The sequence below is a fragment of the Alicyclobacillus mali NBRC 102425 genome (assembly GCF_001570745.1).
Lineage (GTDB): Bacteria > Bacillota > Bacilli > Alicyclobacillales > Alicyclobacillaceae > Alicyclobacillus > Alicyclobacillus mali.
This window is the reverse complement of sequence record NZ_BCSG01000022.1, coordinates 38878-59018: the sequence shown is the minus strand read 5'-3', so window position 1 is coordinate 59018 and position 20141 is coordinate 38878. Positions and strand designations below refer to the sequence as shown.

The window sequence follows — 20141 nt, the reverse complement described above, 5'->3', positions numbered from 1 at the left end:
ACCCCTCGGTGTCAAGCGGGATCGGGCAAGGAAATTTTTAGTTTATCAAATACGCGCCGGGCGAAGGGCGCGGGCCGGATGGCATCGGCCCGCGCCACCGCACCCGCGCCGTTCAGTCCTCCTGCCGCTCGCGCATGAGCGGGAAGAGCAGGACGTCGCGGATGGACGGCTGGCCGGTCAGCAGCATCACCAGCCGGTCAATGCCGACGCCAAGCCCGCCCGTGGGCGGCATGCCGTGTTCGAGCGCGGTCAGGAAGTCCTCGTCGAGCGCCTGCGCTTCCTCGTTGCCGGCCTCCTTCTCGCGGAGCTGCGCGAGGAAGCGCTCGCGCTGATCGATGGGATCGTTCAGCTCGCTGAAGGCGTTGGCGTGCTCGCGGCCGACGATGAACAGCTCGAACCGATCGGTGAAGCGGGGATCGTCGGCGTTCTTCTTGGCGAGCGGCGAGATCTCGACCGGGTGGCCGTACACGAACGTCGGCTGAATGAGCTTGTCCTCGACGCGCTGCTCAAAGAACTCGTTCAGGATGTGGCCGTACGTCATGTGCGGCTCAATCTTCACGCCGTGCTCCGCCGCCAGGCGCCGCGCCTCCTCGTCCGAGGTCACGCGGCGAAAATCGACGCCCGTGTGCTCCAGGACGAGATCGGCGATGTGCGCGCGCTTGAACGGCGACTCGAGGTCCACGACGTGATCGCCGTAGGAAATGTGCAGCTTGCCGATCACGGCCTTGGCCGCGTGGCGCACCATGTTCTCGGTGAGATCCATGATGTCGTGGAAGTCTGCGTACGCCTGGTACAGCTCGAGCATGGTGAACTCGGGATTGTGGCGCGTCGAGACGCCCTCGTTCCGGTACACGCGGCCGATTTCGTAGACGCGCTCGAGACCGCCGACGATGAGCCGCTTCAGGTGCAGCTCGATGGCGATGCGCAGGTACAGGTCCATGTCGAGCGCGTTGTGGTGCGTGATGAACGGGCGCGCGTGGGCGCCGCTCGCTACGGTGTGGAGCGTCGGCGTCTCGACCTCGAGGAAGCCCTGGCCGTCCAGGAAGCGGCGGATCTCCTGGATGATACGGGAGCGGGCGATGAAGATCTCGCGCACGTCCGGATTGACGATGAGATCGAGGTACCGCTGGCGGTAGCGGGTCTCGACGTCTTTGAGCCCGTGCCACTTCTCGGGCAGGGGGCGAAGGGACTTGGTGAGAAACGTCACCTGCTCGGCGAGCACGGTGATCTCGCCGCGGTTGGTACGGAAGACCGCGCCCTCGACGCCGAGGATGTCGCCGAGGTCCACGACGTGCTGGAACACGTCGTACGCCTCGGGGCCAAGGACGTCGTACTTGGCGTAGATCTGGATGTTGCCGGTGACGTCGTTCAGCACGGCGAAGGTGGCCTTGCCGTGGCCGCGGCGGGCCACCATGCGCCCGGCGATGCGCACGCGAAGGTTTTCGCGCTCAAGCTCCTCTTGGCTCTTGCCCTCGCCGAAGCGGTGGATGTCGGCCGCGTGGTGCGTGATCTCGTAGCGGCCGCCGAACGGATCGATGCCGCGCTGGCGCAGGGCGCTCATCTTCTCCAGGCGATTTTGAATCAGCTCTTGCTCTTCCAAACCGACACGCTCCTCAGGAAAGTTGACCGGAATGATGACCCGGCGCTTCTTGTATCATCATTGGACAAAACGGCGCAAGTTGCAAACCGAAGGCGCGCGAACGCCTCCGCCCCTGCCGGCCCGCGGACAGCGGGCGATCTCGCCCGACCTCCGGCAGACATGCAAAGGACGAGGCTCAGGGCCTCGTCCGCAAAACCGAATGCCAAAAGTCGGGCGCGCTGTCGCGGAATACGCTTACCGCTTAATCTCGAGGATTTTGAACTTAATGACGCCTGCGGGCACGTTCACCTCGACGGTCGAGCCAATCTGCTTGCCGAGCAGCGCCTTGCCCACGGGCGACTCGTTCGAGATTTTGTTCTCCGCAGGGTTGGCCTCGGCGGAGCCGACGATGGTGTACTCCACTTCCTCGTCCAGATCCAGATCCAACACCTTGACCGTCGATCCGATGCTGACGACGTTTGTGTCGACCTCGTCCTCGTTGATGACGCGCGCGTTGCGCAGCTGCTTCTCGAGGGTCATGATGCGGCCTTCGATGAACGCCTGCTCGTTCTTCGCGTCCTCGTACTCAGAATTCTCACTAATATCTCCGTAACTAATGGCAACCTTAATGCGCTCCGCAACCTCGCGCCGCTTGACGCTCTTCAGGAGCTCCAACTCCTCCTCGAGCTTGCGCAGGCCCTCGGGCGTGAGCAACACTTCTTTATCTGCCATGGCTGTCTCTCCTTTGCTCCCAGTCGGTGCTTCAAGGCTCCGGAATAGCGAGAAGCGTGCATGCCATCGCTGGCAGCACGCGCGCTGTGAGCCATCCAAGATACCATTTTACGGAAAAAGGAATCGTCACTCGCGGATCTATGCGCCATTATAGAGAGGGCCCCACAGATTGTCAACGTACCATTGCCGCGTCCTGCCGGGGCTCTGCAGACTCAGGCAAGCTGTCCGCGGCATCACCTTCTCCGGCGCTCAAGTGGCCCTTAGTCTCGGGATTTGCGGCTGAATCGCTGGCACCTCGCGCCGCGCGGACGCCAGGCCCACGCCCGGGTCACACTGGCGGGCATCGGCCGCCAAGCCCGCATCGCCCGCTGCATCCCGCGCTTCGGCAGCCTCGGGCTCGGCCTGCCAGGCCAGTCCGCACAGCTCCCGCGCATCGACGGAGAGCGCGCTGGCGATGGCGTGCACGAGATGCTCCGTCGGTTGCCGCGTGCCTCGCTCAATGCCGCCGATGGTGGCGAGGCTCACGCCGAGGGCGCGGGCGAGATCGGCCTGGGTCATCTGCTTCAGTTTGCGAAAGGCGCGCAGCCGCCTACCAAAAGCGTCCAACCTCATGCACCTCGTCTTTCTGGCGAAGGCGCGCCGCGAGATCCGCCCACGTCTCGCCCGTCGGGGCGAGGCGGTCGGGGTTCAGATCCGCGAGCGGCACCATGACAAACGCCCGCTGCCACATGCGCGGGTGCGGCAGCGTGAGTTCCGGCTCGTCGAGCACAAGATCGTCGTACAGGAGCAGGTCGAGATCGAGCGTGCGCGGGCCGAAGCGGATCTCGCGCGTGCGCCCGGCCCTCCGCTCGATGGCGAGCAGCGCGCGCAGGAGCTCGTGCGCCGAAAGCGGCGTGCGCAGGTGGACGGCGAGGTTCAGGAAGTCGCCCTGGTCCAGGTAGCCCACGGGCGCGGTCTCATACACGTTCGACACGCCCGCGATCTCGCCAAGCGCCTTGAGCCCCTCGATACCGAAGCCGAGGTGAACGATGCGCCTGCCGACGTTCGATCCGGCCCCGATGTACGCGTCATGAAGCGAAGGATCCGCCATGCCCCAAAATCGCCTCCATCATCCGCAACACGCGCACCGAATCGCGCACGTCGTGGACGCGCACGATGTCCACGCCCGCCATGCACGCGTGCGCCACCACGGCGAGCGATCCGGCGAGCCGCTCGCCCACCGGCACGCCGCCCAAAGCGTGGCCGACGACCCGCTTGCGGCTCGCGCCGACGAGCACCGGGTGGCCGAGCGCCTGAAAGCGGCCGATCTCGGCGAGGCAGGCGAGATCCTGCTCGCGCGTCTTGCCGAAGCCGATGCCGGGATCGACGAGGATGTCTCGCGCGGGCACGCCTTCTTCGAGGAGCCGCGCGAGTGGGCGGCGGAGTTCTTCCACCATGGCGGCCACGGGAAGCCCGGGCAGCACCTCGCGGCGCGTGTGCATGAGCACGTAGCGCAGGCCATGACGGCGCACGACGGCAGGCATGTCCACATCCTGCAGCATGGACACGTCGTTCACGATGGCGATGCCGTACTGCGCGGCCCTGCGCGCGGTCTCGGCGTGGTACGTGTCGATGGAGATGGGCACCTTGAGCCGCCCCGCGAGCCGCGCCAACACCGGTTCCAAGCGGCGCCACTCCTCGTCCGGCGAGAGCGGCGTGTGACCGGGCCGCGTGCTCTCGGCGCCGATGTCGATGATGCCGGCGCCCTCCTCCTCCATCTCCAGCGCGCGCGCCACGGCCGCCTCCGGATCCAGATACCGGCCGCCGTCCGAGAACGAATCCGGCGTCACGTTCAGAATCCCCATGACCACCGTCACGGCGCGCCCACCCCCTGCTGCTCGATCTCGGCAATCATCTCGTCGAGCTCCTCTCGCCCGAACGTGTAGACGTTGCCGCAGAAGTGACACGTGAGCTCGGCCTGGCCCTGCTCGTCGCGCATGGACCGCAACTCCTTGGCGCCGAGGCTCAGCAACACGTCGCGCAAGCGGGGATAGCTGCACTTGCAGCGGAAGCGCACGTCCTGCATGGCTAGGATATGCGCGTCCGGGAACAGCTTGAACAAAAGCGCGTCCGCAGCCGGGGACTTCCCCAAAAAGCCCGTGACACTCGGCACCTCCGCCAGGCGCTCTTCCACGTACGCGGCGTCCTCCTCCGTGTGCCCGGGCATGAGCTGAATCAGGAATCCGCCCGCCACGATGGGCACGTTGTCCGTGCCGACGAGGACGCCCGCGCCCACCGCGGACGGCGTCTGCTCCGACGTGACAAAGTAATAGGTGAAGTCGTCCGCAATCTCGCCCGAGACGAGCTCGCTCGACGACGTGTAGTACGATCTCAGCCCCGTGTCCCGCACCACGTACAGGTGCCCCCGCCCGATGGCGCCGCCCACGTCCAGCTTGCCCTGGCTGTTGGGCGGCAGGTGCACGTGCGGGTTGCCGGGATAGCCGCGCACATCGCCCGACGGCAGCGCCTCCATCACCAGGTAGCCAATCGGCCCGTCGCCTTCAATCTTGACCGTGACGGACTCGTGATTCTTGAGCAGCATCGCCATCATCGCGGCGATGGACGCCGTGCGGCCGAGCGCCGCCGTGACCACCGGCCAGGTTTGGTGGCGCCTCGCGAGCTCGCGCACGAGCTCGGTGGTGTGGCAGGTGAGGACCCGCACGCGCCCCTCCCGCGCGATGGCGCGGATCACGCGGTCTTTCGACATGTCCATTCCCCCTGCGCGGCGGGCTCGCAGTCCCGCCGCCTTGTCTCACGCCTCGCAGGTCGCAATGTGCACGTCCCGCGCGTTGGCGAGATCGATCTCATACGGTTCCACCGGGCGCCCATCCGCATCCTCAATGACGCGCACGATGGGATACTGCCGGTTGTGCGCCGATGGCACCACCACGACGCCCAGCGTCCCGTCCGACAACCGCACGGACATGCCGAGCGGATACAGGGACACCGTGGCAAGGAACGCCTCCATGACGCGCTTTGGCAGCTTGCCCTGCGCCGCGTCGTTCTCCAGGATGGCAAGGGCGTCGTGCGGCAGGAACGCCCTGCGGTAGACGCGGTTGGCCGTGAGCGCCTCGTAGACATCCGCGACCATCGCCACCTGGCTGAACAGGTGAATGTCCCTGCCCACCAAGCGGTCAGGATAGCCGGTTCCGTCCAGCCGCTCGTGATGCTGGAGGGCAATCACGGCCGATCTCGCCGAGATATCGCCCTGCTTCATCAGAATATCGTACCCGATGCGCGCGTGCTGCTGAATGATGCGAAACTCCTCGTCCGTGAGCCGCCCCGGCTTCTGCAGGATCTTCCGATCCAACCGCAGCTTGCCGACGTCGTGCAGGAGCGTGCCAATGCCGAGATCGACGAGGTCGTGTCGGTTCAGGCCAAGCCTCAGGCCGAGCGTCACTGCGTAAAACATCACGTTGACCGAGTGGTGGAAGAGTTCTCCGTCCTGCACATACACGGTGCTCAGCTGATCCGCAGCCGCCCCCGTGGACCGGAGTTCGTCGATCACGTCCTCCACCACCGGCGTAAACATCTTCCGAATCTGAAACGCCCGCACGTGCGGCGCAAATTGGGTGACCGCGAGTTCATGCAATGTGTCGTATGTCATGCCGAACAGGCGAACCTTGGTGTCTTCCCGCACCACTTCTCGGACCACGATGTCCTCCGTGGCGCTGTCCTCGATGCACACCGCCCGCACACCGAGTTCGATGAGGCGGCGGATCAAGTTTTCGGTCAAGATCACGCCTCGCGCCAGCAGGGTGCGGCCCCGCTTGTCCGGCACGCGTTGTGCCAAAATGGAATTCGGTTTTACGTACTGTGTGGCCACCCACCTCACGGGGCGCATCCCTCCGCATGTCCTATCCCTGTTGAGCAAACACCCTATCTTCATTCAAGGCGAGGTGCCCCAGATCCTGCTGCCCGCTCACACATTTCACCGCAGCGCAGCGTCAGCAGGGGGCACTCAGGCCAGTTTAGTGCTATCACTTTGCTAGCACCAAATGGGTCTGAAGACTCATGTGAGGTGTGTGTGGGGGATGTATAAACGACATATACATCCGCGCAAAGGGGGACAATTGTCATGCACGGCCGACGGTTTCTGCGCCTCAGTCGTACCGCACAAATCCTATTTGTCGGTTTGTCTGTCACATGCGCATGCACTTCACGGTTGCCTATGGAGCGGTGACTCCACTTGACTCGAACCCAACATGCTATGGAGAAAACACCGGTTTCCAAATATCTGTTCCGAGCAATCGAAAATATGAAATCATGTGGCGGAACGACTATTTATGCAGAAACGTCCACCAACAAGAATATGTCGTAAACCACCCAGGTGGCAGCTGGCCCGTAGGCTCTCCAGTCGCGTGTACAGCTTATAGATGGAAACAATTTGAATATTCACATCGGGATGTGACGAACTCATGACACGCTCATCCAGACTCGTCACCTTCACCTCGATTGCGGCTTTGGTAACCGGGCTGGCCACGGGTTGCGGGCACCCGAGCGGGCCGACGGATCGATGGACCATCTTCAACAAGTGGCTGTATTCTGTGGTGACAGGCCCCGGCCAGACCATCACGATTCAGGCGAATATCACGAACCCTTACCGAAAAGAACAGCTTCCGCTGCAAGGTGCAGAGCTGCATGCAAATGCGCTCCAACCCGTCGCGCCAGTACACATCCAGACGAGCGAAAGTCAAGTCGTATTCCAATATGCACTCCTTTGGAACGTCCGCATTGCCGGCACGTATCAAGGGGATCCGGTCGGCGTCACCGTTCGTCTTGCGACGGGAAACCAGTCCTTTGTTCTCGGTAAAGCGTATACCCGCGTCGTCGAGCACCCCGTCGATTGGCTCGCGCTCCCCTACTTGCCTGGCGGAGAAGCAGGACAGCCCGACTACCTGACGGGGCCGCACGATTTTGGCTTTCGATTTGCGAATCATTCGAACGTCCCGGTGCGCTTCATGGGTCTAGAAACAGCCGGAGGGTTTCAGTTTTCAAAGGTTGGCTATGTGATGAACAGCAAGGACGTTCCAGGTGGCTATCCAAAGGATGCGAGACCGCTCACAAGCGCCGGTGTCGTTATCCCGCCGCACGCTACCTGCAACGTGTATGCGGAGTTCAAACAACCGAGTGGGTACTTGAATGAGTTGATCCAGGTGGCAGCCGTGCTCGAGAGAGGCGGTGTCCGCGGCGAGGAGATCGTGGGTACAGGGATGTACACGCTGAACTACTTCCTGAACGCAGATCCATCCGCGTACTATCCCGCGCTCAACGTGACGAAATGAGCGCAAGGCGACGGCACGCGGACCGACTGGCAGGCCACATGCCCCGACCGGCCGCAGCGTGCCCTTTGTCGACCATCAGGCTCCGCGCCATATCGGCGCGTTGTCCTGCCTCAAAAAGGAACAGCGGGATGCCGCCACCTCCCTGGCGCATCCCGCTTCTGCTTTTCGCCCTTGCACGCATTCACCGATACCGCTCCGGAATCTCCTGAAATACCTCCAGTCCACGCATCCCCGCATGTTACCCGATGCCCAGCGCAAAATGGGCCCGAAGACTCATGCGCGGCACACGAGCGAAGTGTATAACACACATAATGGTTCAGATAAGGCGAGGCCGCATGCACCGCGCACGCGTCTGGATTTCGTTCGGTGTCGCCGTGCTGTCCACAAGCCCCGCTACGGCTGCGGGCACACAAGCATACCAGCGATCGCTGGACCGTCTTTAGCGAGCGGCTGTACTCTGTCGTGGCAAGCCCCGAAGAGAACGTGGGTCTTCAAGATGAATATCACGAACCCATACCAGAAGGAGTGACTTCCACTTCAGAACGCAGAGATGTATTCGAACGCACTCCAGCCTGTTGCACCTGTGCATATCGAGACGAGCGAAAGTCAAGTCGTATACCGATATGCGCTCCTCTGCAAGGCCCGTGCTACGGGCACGCGTCAAGGTAATCCGTTCCGCATAACGGTCCAGCCTGCAACAGGCGCTCAATCCTTTGCTCTCGGCAAGGTGCACACAGGCGTCGTCGAGCATCCTTGGAAGTGGCTTGAGCAACCCTACACCCCCTGGCGCCTGTCGGCAACGCGGGTCAAACTGACTAGCGGACGGATCTAGCCCATAGCCAGGCCAGTTACCCTATTACTCCTAGCTCATCAACAGGCAGATACCCGATAATCTTTGATATTACATTTTCGTTATATCTCGACACTTTTGGCAAGTTGATATACAATACCATGCTGAGTGTGAAGCACATCCTTCCCCACATGAACACAAATATGCCATACGAACAGAAGGATAGGCATTCAGGGGGGTGATCCAGCCAAGAAAGAACTCTCTTATGGTTGTACATCTTGCACTCATCTTGCTTCCGTTCGAACACCACCCCTGCTTACTCTGGAGCGGGCAAGGAGGTCCATTATCATGTCGTTTCAACCAGAGCGTTTGCGCTTCATGACCGCTCCCGTACTCGGCGGTCTCTTAATTCTGTTTTCACTGTTCCCATGGTTCAGTTTTAATGTGGTCATCATGCAACTACATCTGTCAGCTTTTCAGCTAGGCCCCCTAGGAATCCTGCTGACCATCTTTGGGTGCATCTTAATCCTTAGCGCACTCCTGCGCTCTGTAATCTTACGCGCTTGGGTAAGTCTCGTATCTGGCGTAGCGAGTCTGCTGCTCTGCATCATATCGAATCCCTTAGTGCACCAGGTGGCCGCCGCGCAACTGAGTGACCAGCTCGGAGTCAACCCGAAGGCGTCGTCGGGCGCCTCATCGATATTGGACGCAATCACTTCCCCCTCGTACGGCTTCTATTTCACATTGTTTGACGCTATCGCGCTGACAATATGGTCCATATGGCTTGTTCGGACAGCAAGTCGGTCAGCAGACGGACAGATGAACTGGAAAGATGAACCGATCATTCGCATGACATCTCACCTGTTGTCGAAAAGCCGAAAAGGGCCGACCCCGCATGCAATTCGTCATCGCGTTCGTACAATCCGGTTTGTTCGAAACCGTCGCATCATGTACTCCCTCGGCGCCATTGTTGTGATCATGATAGGTTACTTTGTAGCCCGTTCCGTCTACAATACCCAGCACTCACTCACGCGGACGGTCGGGCGTTTTATTGTTGCAGTTCAGGACGGAGCTACCGATTCCGTGATTCACCTTTCCGCGACCAGTCACCCCGTCCCGCAACCGGTGTGGCAGCAGTTTGTCCAGTACTATGAAAACCATATGGATGACTTGAAGCAATTTCTATCCCCGCTCGAGGAAAATACGTATGCGAATGGTTCAACACTGCAATCCATTCTAGACACTTCAGGCTCGGTCCAAGCCACGCCCCGGAACGTACTTGGGTTCATTTCATATCAAATCGATATTCCGGTGTACTCCGTGCACATTGCAGCGCCAAGTGGTACAAAATTGGAACTGGGCCACGAGCCTGTGTCGAACACTTTCTACGCCCCACCAGCAATGTATACGGTGGTCGCATCCATACCCACTCCGTTTGGAACGTGCGTGCAAACAGCACAAGTGCAACCTACTCAGGATGAGACCAATGTTCAGGTGCAGGGCGACACACTCACCATTCAGTCTCCGGACATCGTAGGGCAGGCCAACGTCATCGTCAACGGCAAGCAGGCAGTGGTGAATATGGAACCGGGCTGGGGAGTCAATACTGGAACGATATCACCCGTGCCTTCGCTGAATGGAAAACATATAACACTTTCGATCCAGGAGCCTTGGGGCACGTATCAGGAATCCGGGACCGTCCAAGGTGATCAAGTCCAGACGCAGCCCATTCCGGATCCCAATAGCACTGTGTTTCAGGCACTCTTCAAGTTGGTCGACGAGTTCAATGCAGCCAAGGCCAAAGCCTACTCGGAGAATAACTTTCAGCCGGTACTCAAATATCTCGCACCTGATGGACCGCTTTACCAAAACGATGTTCAGCGCTCAGACTTGTGGACAGATCAGGAAATCTACAAAAAGATGACGGCAAGCCCAACCTTGACATTGGTGCAGCTTAGCAATGGTCAGACGGGTCTCCAGATGAATGATATTGAGTCCTATGCGGGCAACTATACAGGGGACAGCGGGGCATGGACGTACACATTTGAGTATCAGCCTAATTCCAAGAAATGGATAATTTACAATCAGCAAACCGACTGGACGCCAATTTCGCAAGGCATCACGGTGACTCACTAATCTCTTGTGATGCGTCAGCAATGTTTGTTCTTAAGATTGGAGCTCGGCGGGGCGGCTAGCCCCGTCCTGTTAATCCCTTGCGGGCAGTCCATAGACAGTAGCTCGCCAGCATGACCATTGTGTACTGAAGCCCAATCTATTAAGACTATGTTAATCGATGCAGTATACCCGCCAGGCTCCTTCATCCGCGGCAATCGAACAAATTGCAACATACACACGTAACCATTCATACTAAGGGGGAGTCGCGTGAACCGCTCACGCATCTGGATCTCGTTCGGTATGGCCGCTCTGTCCGCAAGCCTCCTCACAGGCTGCGGGCATGCCAGTGCACCGCCGGATCGCTGGACTGTCTACAACAAGTGGCTGTACTCCGTCGTGACTGCTCCAGGAGGAACAGTCAATTTACAGGTGAATATCACGAATCCGCACAATGAAGAACGTCTCTCGCTCCGCGGTGCGACGCTTGAATCGAACGCGCTCCAACCTGTCGCGCCCGTGCATGTGCAAGCGAGTCAAACTCCAGAATTCTACCAATACGCGCTGCTGTGGACCGTCCACGCGGCGGGCGCGTATCAGGCCGATCCGGTCCGCCTCCACGTGAATCTCGCAAACGGCGAGCAATCGTTTGATCTCGGCAAGGCATACACCCGCGTCGCACAACGTCCGGTCTCGTGGCTTGAGGCTCGCATCGTACCTGGAGGAGAATCCGGGGATATCTCCCACACCGTTCATTCCTTTGACGTGCAGTTCGTCAACACGTCCGGCCTCCCGATTCGCCTCCTCGGCCTTGAAACGGCCGGAGGATTTCGGTTCTCCAAGACGGGTTACGAACTGAATCAGGCCGATTTCTCCGGCGGCTATCCAAAGGACGCGAGACCGCTCACAGACGGCGGCGTCCTGATTCCGCCGAGTTCCATCTGCAATGTGTACGCCGAGTTCTATCCGCCAAGCGGGTATTGGAATCAGCTCATCCAAGTGGCGGCCGTGCTCGAGAAGCGTGGCGTCCGCGGTGAGGAAATCGTCGGTCCGGCGCTCTACACCGTGAACTACTTCCAGGACGGCCGTCCACCTGCCGGCTATCCCGCGCTCAACGTGACGCACTGAGCGCAAGGCGACGGCACAGGAACGACTGGCAGACCACGTGCCCCGACCGGCCGCAACGTGCCCTTTGTCGACCATCAGGCTCCGCGCCATATCGGCGCCTTGTCCTGCCTCAAAAAGGAACAGCGGGATGCCGCCACCTCCCTGGCGCATCCCGCTGTCCACTTTCGTCTTAGGCCCTGTTCACCGATATCGCTCGAGAATCTCCTTGACTTCCTCGCCGTCGAGCGTCTCCTTCTCCAGGAGCCGCTCCGCCAGCGCATCGAGCGCCATGCGCTTGTCCGTCAGAATGTGTCGCGTGCGCTCGTGGCACGTCTCGACGATTTCCCGCATCTCCTGGTCGATCTCGTACGCCACCTGATCGCTGTAGTTCGGCTCACCCTGGAGATCTCGCCCGAGGAAGATGGCGCCTCCCGCGCGGCTGCCGTACTGCAGCGGACCGAGCCTGTCGCTCATGCCGTACTCCGTGATCATCTGCCGGGCGACGTTCGTGACGCGCTCAAGGTCGTTCGACGCGCCGGTCGAGATCTCGCCGAAGACAATCTCCTCCGCGACGCGCCCGCCGAGCGTCATGCAGATTTCATCGAGCATCTGCTGCTTCGTGATGAAGTAGCGGTCCTCGTTCGGCAGGCTCAGCGTATAACCGCCGGCCATGCCGCGCGGCACGATGGTGACCTTGTGCACCGTGCGATCCGGCTGGATAAAGAAACCCACCACCGCGTGGCCCGCCTCGTGATACGCCACGAGCCTGCGCTCCTTCTCGCTCATCACGCGGCTGCGCTTCTCCGGCCCCGCCATCACGCGATCGATGGCCTCGTCGACATCCGCGTTGGTGATTTCCTTCTGCTTCTTGCGCGCCGCAAGCAGCGCCGCCTCGTTCAACACGTTCTCCAGATCCGCGCCGGTGAAGCCCGGCGTCCGCTTCGCGATGATCTCCAGGTTCACGTCGGACGCGAGCGGCTTGTTGCGCGCGTGCACGCGCAGGATTTCCTCGCGCCCTTTCACGTCCGGGCGGTTGACGACAATCTGCCGGTCAAACCGGCCCGGGCGCAACAGCGCCGGATCCAGGATGTCGGGACGGTTGGTGGCCGCGATGATGACGATGCCTTCGTTCGCTGAGAAGCCGTCCATCTCGACGAGCAACTGGTTCAGCGTCTGCTCGCGCTCGTCGTGTCCGCCGCCTAGCCCCGCGCCGCGGTGCCGCCCCACGGCGTCGATCTCGTCAATGAAGATGATGCAGGGTGAGTTTTTCTTCGCCTGATCGAACAAATCGCGAACGCGCGAAGCGCCGACGCCGACGAACATTTCGACGAAGTCGGATCCGCTGATGCTGAAAAACGGCACACCCGCTTCGCCCGCCACCGCGCGCGCGAGCAGCGTCTTACCGGTGCCCGGCGGGCCCACGAGCAGCACGCCCTTCGGGATGCGCGCCCCGAGCGCGGTGAAGCGCTTCGGATCTTTCAGAAATTCGACAATCTCCTCAAGCTCTTCCTTCTCCTCGTCGGCTCCCGCGACGTCCGCGAACGTCACCTTTCGCTTGTCGTCGGTGTACATCCGAGCCCGGCTCTTGCCGAAGTTCATGACCCGGTTGCCGCCGCCCTGGGCCTGGTTGAACAGGATGAACATTAAGATGAAGAGGAAGGCAAACGGAACCACCTGCTCGAGGAGCGAGAGCCACACGCTTCCGCGGGGCTGCGGAATGATGTTGAACGACAGGTTGTGGTTCTGCAAGAAGGGCTCCAGGTTGTTGTCGTATAGAGCCCGAGTTTCAAACTTTTCCCCGTTCTTCAGCGTTCCATCAATGGTCGCGGTGAGGCCGTCGGGCGTGACCTGCAGCGTGCCCGTGACCTGATTGTGCTCGACATATTGAATGAACTGGCTATATGGAATCGGCCCGCGAACCTGCTCAGGGCCGGTGAGGTATCTCAGTACGCCGATCAGCACGAACAGGATCAGCACGTACAGGACAACGCTCCGGTAAAAACGGTTCATGCCTTACCTCCTCTCGGTTACGGCGCGACTATTGTACCATACCAGGATGGGCGTTCCTAGCAAGAAAGACGCCCGCCAGGGAGACGCGCGTCAACCTGTCGCATAGATGTCAGACTTGAGGATGCCCACGTATGGCAAGTTGCGATACCGCTCCGCGTAGTCGAGGCCGTAGCCGACGATGAACGCGTCCGGCACTGTGAAACCGAAGTAGTCTGGCTGAATGTCGACCTTTCGCCCGCTCGGCTTGTCAAAGAGGGAGACAATCTTCACGCTCGCTGCCTGCCGCCGAATCATCGTGTCGCGCAGGTACGCGAGCGTGAGGCCCGTGTCCACGATGTCCTCCACGATGATGACATCGCGACCTTCGACCGGGCGCTCGAGATCGTACAAAATGCGGACCGCGCCGGACGACTTCGTCGACTGGCCGTAGCTCGAAATCGCCATGAAGTCCATCTCGATGGGAACATCGATGCGCTTGACGAGATCGCTCATGAACAGCGCCGCGCCCTTGAGGATGCAGATGAGAAGAGGCGTCTTGCCCGCGTAGTCTCGGCTCAGCGTCGCTCCCATCTCGGCCACTTTGGCCTGCAGGGTTTCCTCATCGAACAGGATACGCTCCAGATCAGGATGCATGAGTGCCTCCCCATGTCCGCTGTAAAATTGTTTGGCCACCGCCGCTACCGCTGGCCAAGCGCGCGTTGGCACGCCACAGGCGGTCGCGCTTGAATGACAAACGCGGGCCCGCCGCGCCACAGGTGCGCGCCGGATCGCATGATGCCGGGGATCCAGACGATTTCGCCGTCCACCCGAAGGATGGGCCAGCGCGCGCGCAGGTCCCGCGGCAACTTGGCGTCGGTGAAGACGTCTTGCAGTTTCTTGGTTCCGTTCCCGCCGAAAAGCTTCACCCGCTCGCTCGTCGGCACCCCGATGAAGATTGCGGCGCGGGACACGTCGGCAGGCAAAAGGAGCCTCCAAGGCGACGGCATGCGGGGAGATGCCGGATGCGCCACGCGCAGCCGCCGGAACCGCCAGCGCGCCTCGCCTATCCCGATGCGCGCCTCCGCCGCCCGATCAAGATCCCACGCCACCGCGGCCTCCACCGCGGGGCGCGCGATGGGCGGCTGACCTATGTACAGGTTATCGTAGGATCTGACGCACCGCACATCCGCCGCGAGATGGACTTCGCCGGACGGAGGCCCCGAGAGGGCCAGGCGGCGAACTGCCTCGACGTGGGCCAACGTCCACTCGCGCGCGGAGAAACAATTCAATAGTATGTGAATCACCCTGCGTTGTAAAGAAACGTGAAGTTCAGCGAGGCGGCTGGCGGACAAGGCGATTCGGCCGTCGGCGCCGCGCACGGCAACGCGGCGCACAGCCTCACGCGCCAGCTCGCGCATGTACGCGTCCTCCTCCCACAAGAGCTCGAGCGCCTGCAGAACCTTTTCCTCCACGTGCGGTTCGACGGCGCGGAGCGCTGGGATGACCACCTGGCGGACGCGGTTGCGAAAAAACCGGAGATCTTCGTTCGTCTCGTCCTCGACGTGCAAAAGCCCGTGCCGAGCCGCGTACCGCTCGATCTCGCCCTTCTCCACCGCCAGGAGCGGCCTCAGCACCCGTACGCCGTTCATCTCCACGTCCGGGCGCATGGCGCCAAGTCCACCCGGGCCCGCGCCGCGCAACAGGCGCATGACGAAGGTCTCGAGCTCATCCTGCGCGTGATGCGCCACGAGGATGACGCCGCCCTTCGCCCGCGCCCGTTCCGCGAGCGCCTCATACCGCGCGCGCCGAGCCGCCGCCTCCAACCCTTCGCCGCGGCCATCCACGACCGTCACGCGGACAATTTCGCACGGAATGCCGCGATCTCGGCAATATTGCTCCACGAAAGCCGCGTCGCCATCCGCCGCTTCGCGCAGGCCGTGATGCACGTGGACCACAGAAAAACCGCCCAAGGCGCGCGGCGCCTCCTCTGCGGCGCGCTGGCACAGGTGCAGAAGCACCATGGAATCCACGCCGCCGGACACGCCTAACACCGCGTGGGCGGTCTCAAGCCGATGCTGTTGGAAGAAGGAAATCACGTGCGTGAGGAGATGCCCCGCTCGTTCCAAGGGTGTTCCCGCCGTTTCCCGTGTGGACCGCCCGCGCTTCGTCCCGCGTGGACGTGCCCTTGCTCCCTTCATTGTAGCAAAGTGGGGCCGCCCATCGAAGCCGCTGAAACCGTTGGCTCAGATGATGCGGAGGTAGAGCGCCCAGGCGCAGGCGGTGGTGATCACGGCGCTCGCGACGCTCGCCCACATGAACGCGGCCGTCCAATCGCGCTGCCCCGCCCTCGCCTGCTCCACCTTCACGCGCACCTCCGCGATGGCGGCGCGAAGCGCGTCGGCGTCCCGAATCTCCCGGCGCAGCACGCGGTTCCACACGGGTCGCCACGCCCCGTCCACCTGATCCGCCACCGCGCGCAGGAGCCATTCGCGCCGCTTCTCGGGCGGGAGATCGTACAGATTCGCGGGCGACGGCGCGTCGAGCGATACGGCCATGAGCGCCACGGCGAAGACGTCGTACGCCGCGCCGGCGCGCCTGTCGCACAGCCCGAAGAAGGCGCCGTCGGTTGTCGGCGTGAACTGGCGGACGGCTTTGCCAAACGGCGTCACGCCGCCGGGATCGACGAAGCGCACCTCGCCGCTGGCCTCCTGGACGAGCACGTTCTGCGGCTTGACGTCGCAGAACGCATGGCCGGTGGCGTGCAGCTTGGCGAGCCCTTCGACGATGCGAATCATGACCTGTTTGCGCGTGGCGGGCGCAAGCGCCGGCCAGACTTTGTCGAGCGGCTTGCCGGAAATGCGCTCCATGACGTAAAAGAAGCGGGCGCCGGCGCGATTGGAGTCGTCGATCTGCTGCGGCGCTGGAAACGGCGATCCCGGCCCTCGCACGAGGTTCAAAAGCGACCACTCGAACGCCACCTGGCCCGCTGTCTCGCACACCTTCATGGCCCCGGGGAGCCCGTCGTCCCGCTCCACCGCGTAGACAATCCCGTTCGCGCCTGTGCCGAGGACGCCGCGGATGCGCCAGCGCCGGTGCGTCCACTTGCCCTCCACCCACGTGCCGGGCGCGAGCGGGCGGGCAGGACCGGTCATCCGAACTCACGCCGCGGGGCGTCCTCGTCCACGTTGCGCGCGTTCGAGAGGAGAAGATCGGCGGCGTGATCGATGGCTGGGCCGGTCGGCGTGCCGCCGCGCGCCACGAGCTCGGCCTCGAGCGCCGCGACGTTCACCTCGGAGGAGAAGGGCTGGACGAGCCGCGTCGCCTCCTCGCCCTTGCCGGGGAACGCGATGACACTCACCGCCAGGGGGCCGGAGCGCACTTTGAGCGACAGGGCGAGATCGCGCACCGCCTCGCGCACGGTCGGGATCTTTTCGCGCATGCTCGCGCTCGTGTCGAGGCAGACGACGAGATGGAGCGCCACCTCGTCCTCGAGCTTTTCCACCACCTGCATGACGCGGGCGCGCTCGGCGGGCGGCAAATCCTCCGTCGACTTGCCCATGACGGCGAGGAGTTCCTGGTTGACCACCTGCTGAAGCGTCATCTGCATGGTCTGATGCGTCATCATCTGCGCGGTGGCCGAGATGTCCGCAGGCTGCACGATGCGGCACATGCCCCCACCCGCGTCCGCGATGGAGTGCGCCTCGTGATACCCCTGCTCGCCCGCGTCGCCGCGCCCCACGATGCCGATGACGTTGACGACGATGCCGTGCCGATGCGCGCGGCGCGCGGCCTCGACGGGATCGGGCCCGATGTTGGAACAGCCGTCGGTGATGACGAGGATCTGCCGGATGGTCGCTTCCCTGGACAAAACAATCCACCTCCGCGAAACTTGCTAGTCGCCAGTATCGCCGAGGTGGAACCGTTTCATTCCCAAAAGCTTGATAGAATCCGTTGCGGGCCGCCTTCAAGCCATGCGGCGCTTGCGCTCGGCGGACCGGAGACTCGGGACGTTCGGGAGCCGGATGGCCGCCCACTGCTCCTGATACCGCTCGATCACGGCCGCCACCGCGGTCATGTCGTCGCGCACCTTGCCGTGCGAAGCCTCGACCGCCATCTCCACGAGCTCGTCCACGAGGGCCTGCGGATCTGTCGAGCGGATCTGGGCGAGCGCCGCCTGCACCCAGTCGTCCGTGTCCGCGCCTTCCGGTGCCGCGTCGTAGATACCGTCCGAGACGAGGATGAGCACGTCGCCCGGCAGGAGCTGGACTTCGATGGTCTGCACCTCGATCTCCTCGAGGATACCGATGGGCACGCTGTTGCCGGTGACCTTGATGACCTCCTGCCCCCGCTTGATGTAGCTCGGCGCGGAGCCAACCTTCAGAAACTCGCACTTGGCGTGGAACAGGTCGATCACGGCCATGTCGAGCGTGGTGAACATTTCCTCGCGCGAGCGCAGCACGAGCGCGGAGTTGATGGTCCGCACGGCGAGCTTTTCGTCGAATCCTGCCTTCATGAGCCGCTTCAGGAGGTCGATGGCCGACTTCGACTCCTGCTTCGCGCGCTCGCCGTTGCCCATGCCGTCGGAAATGGCGAGGGCATAGCGGCCGTTGCCGAGATCGACCGCCGTGTGGGTATCGCCGGAGACGGGGCGGCCGTCCTTCGCGATGGCCATGGCCGCGGCATGCACCTGATACTGGCGCGCCGAGGCGAAGGTCGCCGTGCAGGGTCCGCCGTGCGGCGGCACGGAGAGCTTGGCGACGGTGATGTGCTCGCCGAGGATGCCCGACAGAAGGGGCGCAATCATGCGCGCAGACGTCTCGTGCGCGCTCTCGGACGGCTGCACCACCTCAATTTCCACGCGACCCGGCTCGAGGCTTACGATGCGGACGTCGTCCACGTAGAGCCCGAGCTCCTCAAGCGCGCTCACAATCTTCTCGCGATCCGACAGGAGCGTCTTCTGCTCCATCTCGAGCTCCTTCGCGATGGCCCGGACGACATCCGCCACCCCCGCCAGCTGATGCGCCACGAGCTTTCTCTCTTCCATCATCTTTTTCAGCCACTTGTAGTCGCGGTGCGTGAGATCGAGGTTGTAGCGCAGCGTGCTCATCATCGGATCGAGGCGAATGCAGCGATCCCTGAGTTCCGGCGTGGGCGCGGCGCGGCGGCCGTTGGCGGACTCAATCTGGGTCAGGGTGTGCTTCATGGCGTTGTAGGTCTGCAGCATCTCGCGCCCCCAGCAGAGGGTCTGGCGCGGGCAGAGCGAACAGACGCTGTCGCGGGTCTTCTGGATGGTCTGCGTGACGAGATCGCGCATCAAGAGGTAGTCGTTGCCGCTCACGTCGGAGAAGGTGTCGGCGAGCTCCTCGAAGATCTGGCTGACCTCGTGGATCTTCTCGGTCATGAGCGCGTGCACCCGCTCGGCGCGCGTGCGCTCGTCGGCGGAATGTTCAGGCGTCCCGGGCACGAAGGAGCGAAGCTCGGCAAAGAGACTCCGGGGCGTCAGGAGGTACAGCACCGACGCGGCGCCGGCGGCCGTCATCTGCACGAGGAGGGGCGCATAGGCGTGGGCGTAGGCGAGCGTGAGCACGCCGACCCCGGCGACGAAGGTGGCGGCCACGGCAAACCGGTTGGCGTCGCGCATCAGGCCGCAGATGAGCGCGATAAAGCCGAGGACCGCCACCTCCATGAGCGATGCCTGGTGGCTCAAGAGCGACAGCATGCTGATGGCGACGGCCCCGGACACGGCGGGCCCAATGCCGGTGACGGAGAGCACGAGCACAATCCAGTCGATGGCCAAGAGCGCGAGCGGAACGCCGTGGATGGCGAGCCCGTCGAAGCCCATGATGACGGAGGCGATGAGGATGACGACGCTCATCACCTGCTCGTAGCGCAGCGTGCGCGTGAGCTCCTGGCCGAGGAAGAGGTGAATGCACTGCAGGAAGATGAGCGCTAAGATGGTGACGAGGGCGCCCTGACTGAAGGCGAGCAGCGCCTCGGCGAACGTGAGGCTTGTCCCAAACGTGGCGAGGTGAACCACGAAGCCCACGGCGCCAGCGAGGACAGGCGCCCAGATGATGTCCGCGGTCTTGCGGCGGAAGATCATCCGGTGCACGAGCTTGTACAACACGATGGCCGCGGCGAGTTCGAGACCTCCGTCGACGCCCGCTGTGAACGCGCCGAGGATACCGGCATACGCGGGCCACGCGCGGCGCTCGCCCGCAAGCGCCATGACGACCGCGTAATAGGCGAGGGCAAACGGCGCCACGGCGTGATCGATGGAGGCGCGGCCGAGGAGAAATGCGAGCGCGCCGATGAGCAGGGCGCGGCGCCACGCCCGAAGGGTCCAGCGAGAGGCAGCCTGCGCGCGGGCCGCCCGGTTCGCCTTGAGGTGTGAAGTGTTCGGCCCGCCCCTGATTCGCTTTCCGACCATACATCCGTCCCCTTTCATCCATGTGTATGGCCATTATAGGGCAGGCAGAACTGCAGATTTTGTCAAATGGCGTCTGCA

The 20141-nt window shown here is 62.7% G+C and carries 16 protein-coding genes; 3 read left to right on the top strand and 13 right to left on the bottom strand.

The features are described 5' to 3' along the window. Positions 1 to 112: 112 nt before the first annotated feature. From lysS to AMA01_RS08940, 7 genes are all read right to left on the bottom strand, one after another. Positions 113 to 1600 (bottom strand): lysine--tRNA ligase, encoded by a 1488-nt coding sequence (gene lysS, locus AMA01_RS08970; protein WP_067850154.1) that lies wholly within the window; start codon positions 1598 to 1600, stop codon positions 113 to 115. Between the two features lie 234 nt (positions 1601 to 1834). After that, positions 1835 to 2311 (bottom strand): transcription elongation factor GreA, encoded by a 477-nt coding sequence (greA, locus tag AMA01_RS08965; RefSeq protein ID WP_067850152.1) that lies wholly within the window; start codon positions 2309 to 2311, stop codon positions 1835 to 1837. Positions 2312 to 2560: 249 nt separating this feature from the next. Beyond that, on the bottom strand, positions 2561 to 2923 hold the full coding sequence (locus AMA01_RS14065) for a helix-turn-helix domain-containing protein (protein WP_231862894.1): 363 nt from the start codon (positions 2921 to 2923) through the stop codon (positions 2561 to 2563). After that, positions 2901 to 3401, bottom strand: coding sequence for a 2-amino-4-hydroxy-6-hydroxymethyldihydropteridine diphosphokinase (gene folK, locus AMA01_RS08955; RefSeq protein ID WP_067850150.1), 501 nt, complete (start codon positions 3399 to 3401; stop codon positions 2901 to 2903). Before folK ends, AMA01_RS14065 begins: the two co-directional genes overlap by 23 nt. Then, complete coding sequence (gene folP / locus AMA01_RS08950) at positions 3379 to 4167, bottom strand: dihydropteroate synthase (protein ID WP_067850148.1); 789 nt, start codon at positions 4165 to 4167, stop codon at positions 3379 to 3381. The genes folK and folP overlap by 23 nt, the downstream gene beginning before the upstream one ends. Next, positions 4164 to 5057: an Hsp33 family molecular chaperone HslO gene (gene hslO / locus AMA01_RS08945; protein WP_067850146.1), complete on the bottom strand. Its 894-nt coding sequence runs from the start codon at positions 5055 to 5057 to the stop codon at positions 4164 to 4166. The genes folP and hslO overlap by 4 nt, the downstream gene beginning before the upstream one ends. A 45-nt stretch (positions 5058 to 5102) precedes the next feature. Further along, positions 5103 to 6194 (bottom strand): HD-GYP domain-containing protein, encoded by a 1092-nt coding sequence (locus AMA01_RS08940; RefSeq protein WP_231862893.1) that lies wholly within the window; start codon positions 6192 to 6194, stop codon positions 5103 to 5105. 574 nt (positions 6195 to 6768) lie between these two features. Between AMA01_RS08940 and AMA01_RS08935 the strand changes: the two genes are divergently transcribed. From AMA01_RS08935 to AMA01_RS08925, 3 genes are all read left to right on the top strand, one after another. Beyond that, on the top strand, positions 6769 to 7635 hold the full coding sequence (locus AMA01_RS08935) for a hypothetical protein (RefSeq protein WP_067850142.1): 867 nt from the start codon (positions 6769 to 6771) through the stop codon (positions 7633 to 7635). A gap of 1138 nt (positions 7636 to 8773) precedes the next feature. Further along, positions 8774 to 10561 (top strand): hypothetical protein, encoded by a 1788-nt coding sequence (locus AMA01_RS08930; protein WP_067850140.1) that lies wholly within the window; start codon positions 8774 to 8776, stop codon positions 10559 to 10561. Positions 10562 to 10807: 246 nt separating this feature from the next. After that, positions 10808 to 11665, top strand: coding sequence for a hypothetical protein (locus AMA01_RS08925; RefSeq protein WP_067850138.1), 858 nt, complete (start codon positions 10808 to 10810; stop codon positions 11663 to 11665). Positions 11666 to 11845: 180 nt separating this feature from the next. On the opposite strand, the gene ftsH is transcribed toward AMA01_RS08925, so the two are convergent. From ftsH to spoIIE, 6 genes are all read right to left on the bottom strand, one after another. Then, complete coding sequence (gene ftsH / locus AMA01_RS08920) at positions 11846 to 13654, bottom strand: ATP-dependent zinc metalloprotease FtsH (protein ID WP_067850136.1); 1809 nt, start codon at positions 13652 to 13654, stop codon at positions 11846 to 11848. 90 nt (positions 13655 to 13744) lie between these two features. Then, entirely contained in the window at positions 13745 to 14287 is a 543-nt protein-coding gene (gene hpt / locus AMA01_RS08915) for a hypoxanthine phosphoribosyltransferase (RefSeq protein ID WP_067850134.1), read from the bottom strand. Between the two features lie 44 nt (positions 14288 to 14331). Beyond that, the gene (gene tilS, locus AMA01_RS08910; RefSeq protein ID WP_067850132.1) at positions 14332 to 15759 is read right to left on the bottom strand and encodes a tRNA lysidine(34) synthetase TilS; all 1428 of its coding nucleotides are present in this window, start codon (positions 15757 to 15759) and stop codon (positions 14332 to 14334) included. 117 nt (positions 15760 to 15876) lie between these two features. Then, positions 15877 to 16785: a protein kinase domain-containing protein gene (locus AMA01_RS08905; protein WP_067850130.1), complete on the bottom strand. Its 909-nt coding sequence runs from the start codon at positions 16783 to 16785 to the stop codon at positions 15877 to 15879. After that, positions 16782 to 17501 (bottom strand): vWA domain-containing protein, encoded by a 720-nt coding sequence (locus AMA01_RS08900; protein WP_067850128.1) that lies wholly within the window; start codon positions 17499 to 17501, stop codon positions 16782 to 16784. The genes AMA01_RS08905 and AMA01_RS08900 overlap by 4 nt, the downstream gene beginning before the upstream one ends. Before the next feature lie 96 nt (positions 17502 to 17597). Continuing rightward, positions 17598 to 20063: a stage II sporulation protein E gene (spoIIE, locus tag AMA01_RS08895; RefSeq protein ID WP_067850126.1), complete on the bottom strand. Its 2466-nt coding sequence runs from the start codon at positions 20061 to 20063 to the stop codon at positions 17598 to 17600. Positions 20064 to 20141 lie beyond the last annotated feature (78 nt).

Bases quoted from the DNA above. Each gene is read 5' to 3' on its own strand.
- greA (WP_067850152.1), bottom strand. From the start codon at position 2,311: ATGGCAGATAAAGAAGTGTTGCTCACGCCCGAGGGCCTGCGCAAGCTC.
- AMA01_RS08935 (WP_067850142.1), top strand. From the start codon at position 6,769: ATGACACGCTCATCCAGACTCGTCACCTTCACCTCGATTGCGGCTTTG.
- AMA01_RS08940 (WP_231862893.1), bottom strand. From the start codon at position 6,194: ATGCGCCCCGTGAGGTGGGTGGCCACACAGTACGTAAAACCGAATTCC.
- folK (WP_067850150.1), bottom strand. From the start codon at position 3,401: ATGGCGGATCCTTCGCTTCATGACGCGTACATCGGGGCCGGATCGAAC.
- AMA01_RS08930 (WP_067850140.1), top strand. From the start codon at position 8,774: ATGTCGTTTCAACCAGAGCGTTTGCGCTTCATGACCGCTCCCGTACTC.
- hslO (WP_067850146.1), bottom strand. From the start codon at position 5,057: ATGTCGAAAGACCGCGTGATCCGCGCCATCGCGCGGGAGGGGCGCGTG.
- hpt (WP_067850134.1), bottom strand. From the start codon at position 14,287: ATGCATCCTGATCTGGAGCGTATCCTGTTCGATGAGGAAACCCTGCAG.
- AMA01_RS08905 (WP_067850130.1), bottom strand. From the start codon at position 16,785: ATGACCGGTCCTGCCCGCCCGCTCGCGCCCGGCACGTGGGTGGAGGGC.
- AMA01_RS14065 (WP_231862894.1), bottom strand. From the start codon at position 2,923: ATGAGGTTGGACGCTTTTGGTAGGCGGCTGCGCGCCTTTCGCAAACTG.
- spoIIE (WP_067850126.1), bottom strand. From the start codon at position 20,063: ATGGTCGGAAAGCGAATCAGGGGCGGGCCGAACACTTCACACCTCAAG.
- ftsH (WP_067850136.1), bottom strand. From the start codon at position 13,654: ATGAACCGTTTTTACCGGAGCGTTGTCCTGTACGTGCTGATCCTGTTC.